The organism is Pontibacter harenae, assembly GCF_020907245.1.
Taxonomy (GTDB): domain Bacteria; phylum Bacteroidota; class Bacteroidia; order Cytophagales; family Hymenobacteraceae; genus Pontibacter; species Pontibacter harenae.
Genome location: NZ_JAJJWH010000031.1, coordinates 24059 through 38629, shown reverse-complemented (window position 1 = coordinate 38629; position 14571 = coordinate 24059). Strand labels below are relative to the sequence as shown.

Here is a 14571-nt window from a genome sequence, read left to right as displayed (position 1 = left end):
TTGACGGCATTGGGGGTTGGGGGTGGTTGGACCACACCAACTATAAAACACCATCCTCCAAAACAAATTCTAAGCAGGCTATACAAACCTTGAAAACCGCTAGGTCCATACCCGCCCTTTCTTTCCCAATAGTCTATCATGCTCTATCTGCTCAGCAGTATAGCTTTGTGCTAGCACTGGTATATGACTGTGGTAGTACTGCAGCACAAGCCTTTCTAAAAACATTTAGATTCATTAAGTAGTTAAAGTAATAGCCATTATTAGCTTTTATAACTATCACTATAAATCAACCAAAACAAACTTAATTATGCCATTTATCGAAACAGAAGACAGCCAGAGAGGCGAAAATGTTTACTTAAACTACCAGGACTATGGCCAAGGGCAGCCCGTAATCCTGATCCACGGTTGGCCTCTGAGCCATAAGATGTGGGAAAACCAGGTACAAGCCATTGTGGACGCGGGCTTCCGCTGCATTGCCTACGACCGCCGTGGTTTCGGCGACTCCGACCGACCTTACCTAAATTATGACTACAGCTCACTTGCACAGGACCTGCGTACCCTGATCGAACAGCTTAACCTATGGGATTGTGTGCTGGTAGGTTTCTCGATGGGTGGCGGTGAAGTGGTACGCTACCTGAGCATGTTCGGCGACGAGCGTGTCGCCAAAGCCGTACTGATCAGTTCGGTTATACCTATGGTGAAGAAGACTGACGATAACCCCGACGGAGTGCCAGAAGATAAGCTGAACGAGATAATGGAATCGCTCAAAACCAAGCGCGTTACGTTCCTGGCAGAATTCAGCAAGCAGTTCTACAACTATAGCGACAACAAAGATACTGTAAGCGAGCAGCAGTTGCATTACGATTGGAGTATCACTTCGGCTGCTTCGCCACGTGGTACTATCGAAACGGCTAAGGCCTGGGCAAACACCGACTTCCGTCCTGAGTTACGCAACGTTACGGTACCTACCCTTATCGTACACGGAGATGCCGACCAGATCGTACCTATTAAAACAAGCAGCGAACAGTCGACTAAAGAAATATGGAACAATAAGTACGTTAAAATAGAAGGTGCCCCGCATGGTTTGTTCCTCACACACAAGGAAAAACTGAACAGTGCGCTAATTGATTTCCTTCGCAAATAAGCAAGCGATACTTTTTTTATAACAGCAACAGCCGTGCGTTAACGTTACGGCTGTTGCTGTTATATCATGTTCTTATCCCGATCATGCTCAGATCAATAGTTGGCAATTAATTTATCCTTGCTTTCTCGAACTGCAAATTCTTCACGTCGTGTGCCAGTTGTCTCTAACAAACCATGCAGCACCTCAGCGATTTAAGACCACTATCACTTTTCTAACTTGATGTTCGAGTTTTGTTCATTTTCCTACTCCTGGTGCTATAAGAGCAGGTTCAAAAACCCCATCAAAAAAAGTGTCGTATTACGTAATCACATGTTTTTCAGGCTACGCATTTACCTTTAAAAAACAACATTTTTGATTTAAACACCTTTATTAACTTAAACCGAAGTTTTATGAAAAAGCTTATATTAATCCCACTGCTCGCAACTCTATTTTTAGCCTCTTGCAAAGAAGAAAACGAGGAGACTGTACCAATGCCAGTCTCAGCAATTGATGCTGACATGAGAGGCGACTGGACAAACACATCTGTTAAAAGAGTGTACTATGGTGATGGAGACAGAGTAATGTATTCCGACTCTTCGATACGTGAAGCTTACTTTAACTTTGATGGCCGACGTATGACTGTTACTTTACCAAACAGTTCGGAAAGAGATGTTTGGGAGTATAGTTTTCCTGATGCAAATGACTCTACCTACATACAATTAAAGCAAGGTAATGTTACCACCGACTATTTAATCAAGACGCTTTCTGACACCGTTATGGTTTGGGAGGACGAAGAGGCTTGGGCAGGCTTCCCTCATAATGTGCCAGACGACGAGAAAACCACATCCAGAGTAGGAGTATACACCTGGAAGTTCGTAAGAAGAAACTAAAGTTAGTCTATAAAAAACGTTGCTATCATTATCAGAAGTTGACAATGATAGCAACGTTTTTTTATTAATGTAAACAGCAAAACGACTTCGGCAGGCCAATTGGTCTGCCGAAGTCGTTTTAGATTAGTTTGCTTTGCTGCTGCCTAAGTAGATACCATATCCTACCAAACCTGCAGCAGCGGCGTACAGTAAATACTGCTTTTGCTTTACAGGAAGGTTCTGATAGAAGTTAATTCCTTTATTAGGGTCATTTACAATTTCTTTTACCTGAGAAGGCTCATCTACTAAATTCTTAAGTGTTGTTTTGCTATTGTCGTCCATAGTGTTATTTAGTTTAAAATTCTTTAAAAGTTCTATGTTAGATACGAACCTTAGCTCTAATAGATATGCCTTTTTGCGCCTTGGGTACGAAAAACGCGGGTTTTACTCCCACTACAAGGCACAAAACTAAGGGAACAGCCGTAGCTCCAGAACCTTATTTAAATCCTTGCCTGGTAAGTATATAATTGGTAGTATCTCCCTTGCTTTTCCAGTAGTTCTTCGTGCTTACCTTGCTCGGCAATGTTGCCCTGCTCTATCACCAATATCTGGTCGGCTTGGCGAATGGTGCTCAGGCGGTGGGCGATAACAAAAGTGGTGCGGCCCTGCATCAGGGTCTTCAGGCTAGCCTGAATCAGGCTCTCGCTTTCAGTGTCCAAATTAGAAGTCGCCTCATCCAGGATCAGGATGCGCGGATCGGCCAAAATAGCCCTGGCAATGGCAATGCGTTGTCTTTGCCCTCCCGAAAGTTTTACGCCCCGCTCTCCAATCAGCGTGTTCAGGCCATCAGGGAAGCGGTCGGTAAATTCCTGCACATGGGCTGCTTGCACGGCCTGCATCAGTTTTTCTTCGGAGGCACCAGGGCGTGGGAAAAGAATATTGTCCCTTATAGTGCCCTCAAACAAGAAATCATCTTGTAACACTACTCCCAGTTGACTTCTGTAGCTCTGCAGGCTAATGGCTTGCAGGTTGTGCCCGTCTACGGTAATAGTGCCGCTGTCGGGGTTTAAGAACGAAGCTGCCAACCCAGCAATGGTGGTTTTTCCTGAACCCGATGTCCCTACCAAAGCTGTAACAGACCCGGCAGGCGCTTTAAAACTGACAGCCTTTACCACGTCTTTTCCAGGTTCGTAGGCAAAAGATACATTTTCGAAAACAATGTCTCCTTCGATATGATCTAGCTGTAGAGTTCTCTGGCTGCCATCGTCCTCCAGAGGCATGTTCAGAATTTCTTCCGTACGGTCTAGCCCTGCAAAGGCCTCCGTAAACTGACTCCCGATGTTGCTCATCTGCAGGATGGGCGCGATCATAAAACCAAGGTATAGCGTAAAGGCCAGAAAATCACCGAAGGTTAATTCTCCGTTCATGATAAGGTAGCCGCCTATACCCATGATGCCAGCCGAAGCAAGGCCCAGCAATAGGGTAGCCGAGGAGGTAACCAAACTGGTCGTAATTAGGCTCTTTTTCACGTTTAGGAAAAGTCGCGTAACGCCATCTTCAAACGTTTTTATCTCCTGTTCCTCTGCATTGAAACCCTTTATCACGCGCACGCCTCCCAGCGTTTCGGTTAGCCTGCCTGTAACTTCGGCATTGATTACACCGCGTTCCCTAAAGATAGGCCTTATCTTACCGAAGGCTTTAAGTGAGATGACACCGAAAATAGCCACTGGAAATAAGACAAACAAAGTCATGAGCGGACTGATGACAATCAGCAACACCAGGCAGATCAGTGAGGTTAGCACCCCTCCAATCATTTGGGCAAAACCAGTTCCTACTAGGTTCCTGACGCCTTCCACATCAGTCATAATCCTAGACACCAGTTCGCCTGTTTTGGTATTGTCGAAGAAACGGATCGGCAGCTGAATAATATGCCGCTGCACCTTGGCCCGTAGCTGCGAAATAAGATGCTGGGCCTCTACGCTTAGTATTTGCGTCAGGGCAAAAGAAGTTATTGCCTGCACCACAATGGCTGCTACTACGGCCAATATCAACCACTTCAGCATGTCAAAGTCACTGTTCGGAATAACATCATCAATAAGATATTTGCTGGCACCAGGCAAAACTAAACCCGCCAAACGGCTGATCACGATCAGGACCAGCCCGATGGTAAGGTACTTCTTCCTGGGCCAGATAATGGTTTTGAAGACATGACCCAGCGTAACGTTATTTAACTTTTTTGATTTCGGCATCTGTATTTGTAGCTCTGATTATCTGATGAATGGTTTATGCTTTGTTTTTCCCTACAAGCTAAGCTCCGAAGAAAAAATATCATTCTGAACTTTTAAACTCACTGGCGCGAATCTCCAGATTATTGACTTTTTAAATGGTGGAATCTCTGACTCCACCATTTAAAAATCCCAACAAAGGCTGTTCCTTCTGCTAGGTCTCCTGCAAAAAAGATATCCCACCTTCTTGTTATCCTGGAGATCTACAAACACTCTGTAAGTAACGAGATAATTCTCGCATTAGCTGTAATCAGCCTTTTCAAGCCCGTCGAGTCACAGACTCAACCATGTTAGTAGGCAAGGGAATAATTCCCGCGCCAGGTCTAAAACAGTATGAAACAGTTCTTTAGTCCCATTTCATTATAGTAAATTCTCCCCTTGAGGGGAGCAAGAGGGGTGTTTACATGTACTGAGAAGCTTTAAACTGCCTGCCTCTAAAATGCTCAACCTTATTTAGCTTTACTTGCAACTCTAAAGCTTTCGCTTTAGGTTCTCCTCAAAGGGTTTAGAGACCAAAACCGCCAATACCCTAAAGGGCAAACATCTGCAGTTACTACCGTATTTTTATACATGCACAAAAGTATAACATTCATTTTCAGCAAAAGGAGTTTTATTTGATTCAGATTAGTACAAATGATTTATTTTGGATGCCTAACTTGTGATCAAATCTGACTCAGCGAAACAAACTATTGAGATACTTTTTCCATATCGGCTATAATGGCACCAACTATAGAGGTTGGCAGCGGCACCCATATGGGGTAAATGTGCAACAGGTAATTGAAGGTTATCTGCAAAAGATACTGAAAGCACCTGTCGGTATTGTGGGGTGTGGCAGAACCGATGCGCAGGTACATGCAAGCCAATTCTTTTTTCACCTGGATGTGGCGCAGCCATGGGAATTTGACATGCTTTACCGCCTGAATAAAGTTTTACCTCCCGACATTGCCGTGTTCGACATCATTCCGATGGAAGGAATGCCGCACGCCCGTTTCAATGCCTGCCAACGAAGCTACGACTATTTTATCCATACCTACAAAGATCCTTTTCTAAGCAGCATAAGCTCGCTGTACCTCCTACACAACCTGAACCTCTCTGCCATGCAGGCTGCTGCTGCCCCAATACCACGACTACAGGAACCTTTGCATTACGCCTGCCGAACACGAGAGTACCATCTGCCACATCTCCTCCGCCAGGTGGCTCACCGACAGCAACGGCGATAGACTACGCTTCCAGATTTCGGCGAATAGGTACCTGAGCAGGATGATTCGAATTATTGTAGGCAAGCTCCTGAAGGTTGGGACAGGTGCGCTGAGCGTAGATGAATTTGAAAGCTTTTTAGCAACCGAGAAAGCACCCAATGCTCTAACACCCGCTTACCCGCAAGGCCTCTATCTTTCAAAAGTTATTTATCCATTCCTGGACCTTCCACCCCGTAGTTCTTTTTCTGCTATTCTACAAAACCATTCTGACGCAGGCTGGCAACCTATTAAATAATAAGCTGCCATTCATTTCCTTTGTGTTTAGGTCCTTTTTATAGCGAATAAACGCGATGCAGCATCTTTGTTAAAGAATAGGTTTAAGCGCTCCTACCACACCATTAGACCTGCATGCGTTTTTGTGAATTACCAGATTTCACTGCTGTGCGATAACAAAGCGTACACCAGGCAAACTTCTGAAGATAGCATCAGAAAATTTTTTTACCTTAACAAGTCATTCATTCCTTAAACTGTAAAGACAACCTATAAATGAAACTGCTCTTTTCCTATTTGCTGGCTATCCTGCTTCTCTTACAAAGCTGTACCGTGCAATCAAATTCTGAAACAACCGAAATTAAAGAACTTACCTTACAAGAATATCATGATAGCGCTGGCAAAAAAGATCAGTTTAGCGGAGGCACCAGGTTAATTAAGATTACTACTCCCAAAGGTGACTTTAATGTTTGGACCAAACGCGTGGGTAATAATCCTACTATGAAAGTGCTGCTACTGCACGGTGGACCTGGCGGTACACACGAAGCCTTTGAAGCCTTCGACAGCTATCTGCCTAAGGAAGGCATAGAATACTATTACTACGACCAGTTGGGGTCTCATTATAGCGATCAGCCAAATGACACCAGCCTTTGGAACATACCTCGCTTTGTAGAGGAAGTGGAACAGGTTCGCCTGGCATTGGGCTTGAACCAGGATAACTTTTACCTGCTGGGGCACTCGTGGGGGGGCATATTGGCTTTAGAATATGCTATGAAGCACCAGACCAACCTGAAGGGCTTGATTATCTCGAACATGATGTCGAGCGTACCTGCCTATAACACCTATGCCGACGAAGTGCTGGGCCCGCAAATGGATCCACAGGTATTGGCTGAGGTAAAACAAATTGAGGCCAATAACGACTTCTCAAATCCACGATACATGGAGCTACTTTTGCCGCACTTTTACACCCAGCATGCCCTTCGCCTGCCCGTAGATCAGTGGCCAGACCCTGTAAATAGAATGTTTAACCACATGAACCAAACAGTATATGTGCAGATGCAAGGCCCTAGCGAATTTGGTATAAGAGGCAATGCTTCGCTCCTGCACTGGGACCGATCAGGGGATCTCCCTAAAATAAAAGTACCCACTTTAACCATAGGTGGTCAGCACGATACCATGGACCCCGAGCACATGAAGTGGATGGCCACGCAATTACCCAAAGGTCGCTACCTCCATTGCCCGACTGGTAGCCACATGGCTATGTACGACGACCAGAAAACCTACTTTAACGGCTTAACCAAATTTATTAAAGATGTAGATAAGGGTGAGTTGTAACAGTAAGCTTTGAAAACTTATTAAACGAGGCATGTTTCTAAAAAGCATGCCTTGTTCTTTATTTACAGTTTCAATAAGACTGATATGTTAAGTTTCAATTTAAATAAAATAAGATTAGCCTTACCGTAATACTGCCCTCCTACCTAAACCAGCTAATTACAGCAGGTCATTGTTCTCCTGTACTACGTAATAGTCTTTGTCAAATATCTGGATGGCGATATTGTTCGGCTCGTTTGGGTAAGTCAGCAGCCGAGAAATGTAATTAGAATCCGCATACGCTGTATACTTATACTTTACATCAATACCTTCTCTCCTCTCCCCCTCATCCAGCTTCTTCATTTTCCGCTGCTTTATCTTTTTTTGGAGTTTAGGCATTTTGCAACTGCAATTAGGATGATATTCTATGCCGTTCTGCCTATAATCTGTCATGCTGTAGTAAAGATATACCCAGGCATTATCGCTTTTACGTACTGATTCATAGCTCCACACTGCAACTCCCTGCTTGTCAAGTGTAGGTTCTGTCACTGACACTAATTTCCACCCCTTCCCTTCTAGCTTTTGGTGTATGTAGCTTGGCGTCCTCATTTGCCGCAACTTGATCAGTGTGTTCACAGAAAGGTTTTGAGCCAATACAGACACAGTCAAGAAAAAGGAGCGAAGGCAGAAGATAAACAGCTTCATGTGCGCTGCTATATAAATTAAAATTTTAAATATACCTAAAGCGCTGTTCAATAGCCTATTTAAGGGTAGCTACGACAATGACAGGTAAAATATACTTCGGATAGCTTCTTACTATTATAGTACGAGCTGCAGTAAAAAAGACTCTCAAATCTTACCCTTTATCAAAAGTTTAAAACAGAAGAGAGACCTGACAATATTGCCAGGCCTCTCTCTTAATGTAATTAACGTCAGTTTATTACGAAAAAGCTAACGCTTGCTGTTGTGGCAACCTATTTGTCGAGCGGGTTCCAGAAGTTACCTGTTAAGGTAAACAGGTATAGCACACGCGTATTTATGTTGAACCAATAGGTGTCACGAAGCTTGCTAAGTTCTGTTCCGAATCTGTCTACCTGCTCCTGGCTGTGGCTCATAGAAGCCACTGTAAAACCGCCGAGGAAAGCGCTGTTCAGGCCGTTGGTTCCTCTCGGAGTACCATCCAGGTTATAACCATCTACTATATTAGCAGGCCCGACCTGGTTAGCCCATCCAGAAACTTTCTTAGTCCATGCCTCTGCTTCAGTATTACCATTCCAAAGGAAGTCCAACGTAATTCTCCATGGAGCACGGCAGGCATCATAACCAAAGTAACCAGCTCTTCCACCAGGACCAGGCGTACCAGAAGCTGTTTGCCAGTCAGGTACGAGACCTGTGGTTGGGTGTGCACCAGCTTTTAAGAGGGTATAAGTGTCGTCAGCCAGCTCTTCCCAAATGTTGTCTCCTGTTACGCTTGCAAAAACTCTAAAGAACGTAGGGGTGTGGTACATCAAGTCTGTCATACCGCAGCCACCCCAAGCACCGTTCGAGTAACCAGGTGCCAGAATATAGATGCTCTCCCCGCCAACGTTACACTGCACAATCAGGCGTGTTTTTATTATCTGAAGAATGTCTTTGGCGGCGTCTAAGTAAGTGTTGCCCCAATGCTTGCTGGCTACAACAAGAGCAAAGGCAACATCAAGATCGCCGTCAGTGGCGCTGCCAGGATCTATTACGCCGCTGCAGGTAACAGACCAAGCCATCATGTTGGCCGCTCTAGCTGATCTTTTACTGTTATAAAACCTTAAAATACCATCAAATGTCGGTTTGTCTTTGGCATAGGCAGCCAACAAAAGTCCAAAGCCGATACCTTCTACTTTTGTTTCGCTGGCAGGGTCAGATATTACTCTCAAACCCTCATTACAAGCAACAACCTGAGTACGCTTCCAACGGTCATACTCACTCATAGCCAATGCGTGCGTAATGGTGGTTGGCATAAAACCGTGGTCGTAACTTGATACAGGTTCTGGTTCGCTGTTATCCTCCAGCACAAGATCTTTTGTGATTGTTTCCCCTTTCGTGTAATTAACCGCAAGCGTACCTAGCACCTCGTTTTGTGCACCTTCCAGCACAGTAAAATAAAGAGTACCTGTATTGGCAAGATCTGGAATGCCTTTCAAGTTAAACCTGGCAACTCCATTTGCATCTGTAGTAATATTCTTAAGTGCGTTTGCGGGAGTGCGTCCGCTTGCCTCGGTAGATGGGTTTTTAAATAAATATACTTTACTGTTGGCTTGTGCATTACCAGCAGCACTTTTTACAGTAACCCTATTCTAGTTTCTAATTCAACAGCTTCTTCTCCATCTTTACCACATCCCACCAGAATACATAATATCCACAAAAGGGATAAAGCGTAAAGCACCTCTTTTCTAATAAATTTCATCATTTTTATAATTTAGCATCTAAATATAACATCTGATGCCGAAGCTATAGTCATGAAATTGAAAAAAATCACTAAATTTTAGCATAGGCTACACAAATCTGTTACTTATGGCTTGCTGTATTAGACCAATACCATTTCTGGCATAGTAAAATTTGTAGAAGAACTAAAGTATCAGGAGAATCAATAGTTTCCTTTGACGATGAAATAGCTATGATTAACTGCTAACCCCAATAACGTAGATGAACTGAATTACAGCAAGTTTCATAGACAGTTCCAGAATAAATTTATCCTTAGCCCCTCTCTGCTTCGTATAGAATTAACAAATACTTATACTGTATGAAAACTCCCGTTCTGGCATTTATCGTCCTTACCTTTTTTGGCTTCGAAGTACATGCGCAACAAATTCAGGTTAATCCTGACGGTACACATACTATCATTCATAAACATGGAAACGTAGCAGTGCAAGTAAATCCTGATGGCACACACACCGTCATTCATCACCACAATAAAAAAACTTCTGTAAAGGTAAATCCAGACGGTAGCCACTCAACCCTCCACCAGCAAGACAATGTTACTGTGGATGTTAACCCTGATGGCACACATACAACATTACACCACCACGGAAATACTACCATTCAGGTTAACCCAAACGGTACGCATACAGTTATACTACAGCCAAATCAAAAGAAGAAGCGCAAGCAGAAAAAGGAATAGCGTTGCTTGCCATTTTGGGAAAGCAGTATCAGTCTACGTAATTAAGAGCATACCGCTGCAACACTAGACCTCAGTTGACGGTGCACAGCAGCAGGTGGGTTGTTGCCTAACAACGCTTTGTTTGCTACCGAACCGCTAATTGTTGTAAGTTTGCAGAAAGCGTTAGAAAAGCAAAATAGATTTGCACATGAAACTGATTGGAAACATCCTCGACATAAAGCAAAACCGCGAGAACGGGAATAAGGATATAGAAGTGCATATCAGCAGGGTGACCTACATCACAAACAAAAAAGACGGTCGCTTTTTCCAGCCCTTCGACTTTGAAGATGAACTAGAGACACCGCTCATACTTACGGGCGATCTATTAGCCCGTAAAAATTACAAACAGCAGGAAGAGGGGGAATTTGAATTTAAAGTATTTGACCTGGAGGATGGCGAATATGTACTGAATGAAAACAAAGAACTATCGCTTACGGTGGCATACGACCCTGACGCAGATCTGCGTATCGTGAACTCACTTTACTATGAGATTACCATCTCGAACGAGGAATTTGAGCAGCTAAAGAAAGAGCGGGCGCAGGCGCGCAAGGAGCAGAAGAAAAAGGGCAATAGGCGCTAAGCTGGATGTGGTTATTTCCTCGCTTTTCAGGAAATCAGTATAAAAAGTAAAGGCAGCTGTTGGTTCAGCTGCCTTTACTTTTGCTTTACAATTGTTTAATCTTCGTCGTCACTTTTGCCGCGTAGCAACATAACAGTAGCGGTGGTAATAGCAACTCCTACAGCTATTTTAAAAAACATGCCTTTTCGGTTGTACTTCCATTCTGCTTTGCCACCTCGCTCAGCAAAAATATTTGGTATATAACCGCGCTTCAAGTCATCTATAATACCTTCCACTACATCTACACGGTCTGCCATCAGCAGGGGCAGCCAATGGTTAAAACTTCCTTCGCCATAGGTAAAGGCAAAACGCCTCATCATGCCGCTCAAGCCGTGTGGTGGCTTAGAAGTACCGAAAACTGCTGTCACGTTCGGGCGCTCAATAGAATGAAGCACCTCTACATTGATTGGCTGCTGTGTTGGCCGCTCCCAATTATAACCTCCATGGTCATCGTTGCTTCGCTTTCTCATGGGGTAGGTAGGGTCATTTTTCGGATCTGCGTCTATGCCCCAACCTTTTATATGTGAGTAGTCTTTTTTTGTATCTTCCATAGTTGTATTTCTTTAAATTTTAGCTGATGGTGGAACAAGAACAGGTTTGATGCAATTATCCAGCTTATCTGAAAAAATTCGGTAGGCATCAGATACCTCTTCTAAAGGAAAGTGATGCGTAATAAGCGCCTTCGGATCAAGAACACCATTTTGTACGTGTTCAATCAATCTTGGCAGCAGACGCTTAACAGAAGCCTGGTTGCCACGTATTGTAACACCTTTGTTAAGTGCGTTACCAATAGGAATAAGGTTGCCTGTTGGCCCATACACTCCAACAACGGATACAATACCACCTTTTTTAACGGAGTTGATAGCCCACTGTAAAGCTGTGGCAGAACCTGCCTGTAGCAGCAGCTTTCTACCCGTAATGGTTTGCATCTTACTGCCTGCTGCCTCGGCACCAACCGCATCAATACAAACATCTGCACCCAACGAATCAGTCGTTTTCTTCATGAACACAACGGGGTCTTCTATCGAACGGAAATTGTAAGCTTCGCATTGCGCATATTTCCGCACAAAGTCAAGGCGATACTCTTCCTGATCAAAAACGATAACACGGCCTGCGCCAAACAACCAAGCACATTTTGCTGCCATAATGCCCACAGGTCCAGCACCAAAAACGACCACTGTATCTCCTTTTTGGATGCCTCCCATTTCAGCAGCCTGGTACCCTGTCGGCACTACGTCTGTTAGCATAACGGCATCATCTGGATGCATGCCGCTAGGTATTACCATCGGTCCCACGTTAGCGTAAGGCACACGCACATACTCTGCCTGTCCGCCGTTATAGCCACCTGCAATGTGTGAGTAACCGAAGATACCACCAACTGCCGTTGCCATTGGGTTAGCTTCGTGGCAGTTGCCGTACAGTTCCTGCTTACAGAAAGTACACTGTCCGCAGGCAATGTTAAACGGAACAATTACCTGGTCCCCTACTTTTAGTTTGTGAACTTCAGATCCAATTTCCTCAACTACTCCTATAAACTCGTGCCCGAAGGTTTCTCCTACACGGGTATCTGGTACGTTGCCATTATATAAGTGCAAATCTGAGCCACATATACAGGAGCGGGTAACCCGAACAATAGCATCCTGTGGATGCAGTATTTCAGGCATCGGTTTGTTGCGGTCGAGGCGGACCCGTTGAGGGCCTCGGTAGTTCATTGCCAGCATAAGATTTTGTTTTCAGTTAAGTTATTTTTTAGTTTCAGTAAGCGCTCTTCAGGAATACGCATCGTTTAGCTTTACCTGAAAAGTATTTTATCCACTTTTAGCAGATATAAATTTATACTCAAAGATTCCGCATGTGGTTTGATTATTATGACTAAAGTGTAGTTACACACACGTTTTTTGATTGCATCTGGCACATTACAGAAGACGTGTACCTAGCAAAACCTATTGCTACTACACTATAGCATAACCCTCTGGAACTGTGACTAAGACACTTGTCACCCTGTCTGATTAAACCACAGCTTTGAAATGACAAATTGTACTGTAACTATAACCTCAAATTCAACTTCACACAAACTTTAGCCTGCCATGCTAGCCGTACAACTGTACCACCTGCAACAGAAGAAGCTCCGTTCCCTTAGATTATTTATAACACTAAAACAAGAATACATTGCACGTATTCTTCATAAGCAGCTTCATCTTTCTTTGAAGAGTTTGTAACATGATGCTTCGTAAAGGCTTCTTAACATGATACAAAAAGCTTTTTTTAGTTCTTTTTGATAAACATTTCGGCCTTACTTGCCGTTTATTTTAATATCTCTTTAATATTTCTGGTATTTAGAGGTTGACTGTTCGTTGTAGTGATGTCAATCCAGACCTAAACAAAATTATATTCGGCCCGACAGGCCTTACCCTGTATAAATGGGTGCTTTTTTATAATTTTGCTTGTACCTCTCTGGTACTATTTGTCGCTTCTTGATTGACATCTTCTTGTGCTAACCAGCCTCTTGTTACCTTAAACAACAGCGTAGCATAACCATGAAGAACAAGATTAAGGCCCTACAAACACTATTTTTCACACTAGTTGGATTATCTATAGCAGGGTGTTCGGCCAATAATCAAGTGGTTAACGAAAACAAAGAAGTACAGCAACTACCTGTCACACAGATTATAGCAAAGGACACGGTGCTCCACCATGAATATGTAGCCAACATACAGGCCGTACAGAATGTGGAGTTGCGAGCCAGGGTACAAGGCTTTTTAGAAAAAGTTTATGTGGACGAGGGGCAGGAAGTAAAGAAAGGGCAACTACTCTTTAAGATTAACGATGAAGAGTATAAAGAGGAGTTAGCGAAAGCCCGTGCAAACCTGCAAAGTGCCTTGGCAGAAGCAAAGGGTATAAAACTAGAAATTGACAGGCTAAGACTGTTAGTAGAAAAAAATGTTATTTCTAAAACGGAAATTGATGTAGCCCAGGCCAAGCTCGATGCAGCAAACTCCCGAATTGGCGCCGCCCGATCCTCTGTCTCTAACGCAGGCATCAAACTTTCCTACACCAGCATCAGAGCCCCCTTCGATGGTATTATAGACCGCATTCCTTACAGAACTGGAAGCTTGATTGACCACGGCACTTTATTAACTACTGCTTCTAACATCAGCGCAATTTATGTTTACTTTAATGTGTCTGAGAACGAGTACCTGCAGTATATAAAGACAAAAAGGGACCACCCCGAAAAAAATAACAATAACGTTCGGTTAAGGCTTGCTGACGGAAGCTCCTACCCTTATGAGGGAAGTATAGAAACAGTAGAAAGTGAGTTCAAATCAGGAACAGGCTCTATTGCTTTCAGAGCTCGTTTCCCTAACCCAGACAAAACCTTAAAACACGGCGCTTCTGGTAATATCATTTTATCTAATGCGGTAGAAGATGCAATACTGGTGCCCCAACGGGCAGTTTTCGAAATACAGGACAAGAGCTATGTATTTTTGGTAGACGCCAATAATAAGGTAAAGATGAAAAGCTTTGTGCCCCGAACCCGCTTCTCCACTTTTTTCATAGTTGAATCGGGCTTAGCTCCTGGTGACAGAATTGTACTCGAGGGAATACAAAGTGTAGAGTCTGGCGCACAGATAGAGCCAAAACCTGTTAGTATGGATAGCCTTATTGCGGCAACGCTTTAAGAAGGAAGAGTGGAATTAAAGG

General features: G+C 43.7%; 15 protein-coding genes. 8 read left to right on the top strand and 7 right to left on the bottom strand.

Annotated features, from left to right (window positions below):
• Nucleotides 1-307 precede the first annotated feature (307 nt).
• A complete protein-coding gene (locus LN893_RS14625) occupies nt 308-1144 on the top strand; it encodes an alpha/beta fold hydrolase (protein ID WP_229971314.1) in 837 nt (278 codons plus the stop codon).
• Between the two features lie 389 nt (nt 1145-1533).
• The gene (locus LN893_RS14620; protein WP_229971312.1) at nt 1534-2013 is read left to right on the top strand and encodes a hypothetical protein; all 480 of its coding nucleotides are present in this window, start codon (nt 1534-1536) and stop codon (nt 2011-2013) included.
• A gap of 123 nt (nt 2014-2136) precedes the next feature.
• Here the strand turns inward: LN893_RS14620 and LN893_RS14615 are convergent, their stop codons facing one another.
• Both LN893_RS14615 and LN893_RS14610 read right to left on the bottom strand, forming a co-directional pair.
• A complete protein-coding gene (locus LN893_RS14615) occupies nt 2137-2334 on the bottom strand; it encodes a hypothetical protein (protein WP_229971310.1) in 198 nt (65 codons plus the stop codon).
• A 158-nt stretch (nt 2335-2492) separates the two neighbouring features.
• Nucleotides 2493-4241 (bottom strand): ABC transporter ATP-binding protein, encoded by a 1749-nt coding sequence (locus tag LN893_RS14610; protein WP_229971308.1) that lies wholly within the window; start codon nt 4239-4241, stop codon nt 2493-2495.
• A 725-nt stretch (nt 4242-4966) separates the two neighbouring features.
• Between LN893_RS14610 and LN893_RS14605 the strand changes: the two genes are divergently transcribed.
• The 3 genes from LN893_RS14605 to LN893_RS14595 all read left to right on the top strand — a co-directional run bounded on the left by LN893_RS14605 (nt 4967) and on the right by LN893_RS14595 (nt 7081).
• Complete coding sequence (locus LN893_RS14605; protein WP_229971305.1) at nt 4967-5497, top strand: tRNA pseudouridine synthase A; 531 nt, start codon at nt 4967-4969, stop codon at nt 5495-5497.
• Nucleotides 5382-5771 carry a tRNA pseudouridine synthase A gene (locus tag LN893_RS14600; RefSeq protein WP_369427683.1) on the top strand — a complete coding sequence of 130 codons (390 nt, stop codon included), beginning with the start codon at nt 5382-5384 and terminating at the stop codon, nt 5769-5771. Before LN893_RS14605 ends, LN893_RS14600 begins: the two co-directional genes overlap by 116 nt.
• A gap of 251 nt (nt 5772-6022) precedes the next feature.
• A complete protein-coding gene (locus LN893_RS14595) occupies nt 6023-7081 on the top strand; it encodes a proline iminopeptidase-family hydrolase (RefSeq protein WP_229971303.1) in 1059 nt (352 codons plus the stop codon).
• 156 nt (nt 7082-7237) lie between these two features.
• On the opposite strand, the gene LN893_RS14590 is transcribed toward LN893_RS14595, so the two are convergent.
• The 3 genes from LN893_RS14590 to LN893_RS20565 all read right to left on the bottom strand — a co-directional run bounded on the left by LN893_RS14590 (nt 7238) and on the right by LN893_RS20565 (nt 9500).
• Nucleotides 7238-7762: a hypothetical protein gene (locus LN893_RS14590; RefSeq protein ID WP_229971301.1), complete on the bottom strand. Its 525-nt coding sequence runs from the start codon at nt 7760-7762 to the stop codon at nt 7238-7240.
• A 269-nt stretch (nt 7763-8031) separates the two neighbouring features.
• Nucleotides 8032-9234, bottom strand: a complete 1203-nt coding sequence (locus tag LN893_RS14585; RefSeq protein ID WP_229971299.1) for a family 8 glycosyl hydrolase — start codon at nt 9232-9234, stop codon at nt 8032-8034.
• A 137-nt stretch (nt 9235-9371) separates the two neighbouring features.
• Nucleotides 9372-9500 carry a hypothetical protein gene (locus tag LN893_RS20565; protein WP_255710070.1) on the bottom strand — a complete coding sequence of 43 codons (129 nt, stop codon included), beginning with the start codon at nt 9498-9500 and terminating at the stop codon, nt 9372-9374.
• Between the two features lie 333 nt (nt 9501-9833).
• On the opposite strand from LN893_RS20565, the gene LN893_RS14580 reads away from it, so the two are divergent.
• Both LN893_RS14580 and LN893_RS14575 read left to right on the top strand, forming a co-directional pair.
• Nucleotides 9834-10211, top strand: a complete 378-nt coding sequence (locus LN893_RS14580) for a hypothetical protein (RefSeq protein WP_229971297.1) — start codon at nt 9834-9836, stop codon at nt 10209-10211.
• A 187-nt stretch (nt 10212-10398) separates the two neighbouring features.
• On the top strand, nt 10399-10830 hold the full coding sequence (locus tag LN893_RS14575; RefSeq protein ID WP_229971295.1) for a hypothetical protein: 432 nt from the start codon (nt 10399-10401) through the stop codon (nt 10828-10830).
• 95 nt (nt 10831-10925) lie between these two features.
• Here LN893_RS14575 and LN893_RS14570 read toward each other — a convergent pair whose 3' ends face one another.
• Both LN893_RS14570 and LN893_RS14565 read right to left on the bottom strand, forming a co-directional pair.
• Nucleotides 10926-11420 carry a hypothetical protein gene (locus LN893_RS14570; RefSeq protein WP_229971293.1) on the bottom strand — a complete coding sequence of 165 codons (495 nt, stop codon included), beginning with the start codon at nt 11418-11420 and terminating at the stop codon, nt 10926-10928.
• A gap of 12 nt (nt 11421-11432) precedes the next feature.
• Nucleotides 11433-12590 (bottom strand): zinc-dependent alcohol dehydrogenase, encoded by a 1158-nt coding sequence (locus LN893_RS14565; RefSeq protein WP_229971291.1) that lies wholly within the window; start codon nt 12588-12590, stop codon nt 11433-11435.
• A gap of 816 nt (nt 12591-13406) precedes the next feature.
• On the opposite strand from LN893_RS14565, the gene LN893_RS14560 reads away from it, so the two are divergent.
• A complete protein-coding gene (locus LN893_RS14560; protein WP_229971289.1) occupies nt 13407-14549 on the top strand; it encodes an efflux RND transporter periplasmic adaptor subunit in 1143 nt (380 codons plus the stop codon).
• The last annotated feature ends 22 nt before the right edge of the window (nt 14550-14571 follow it).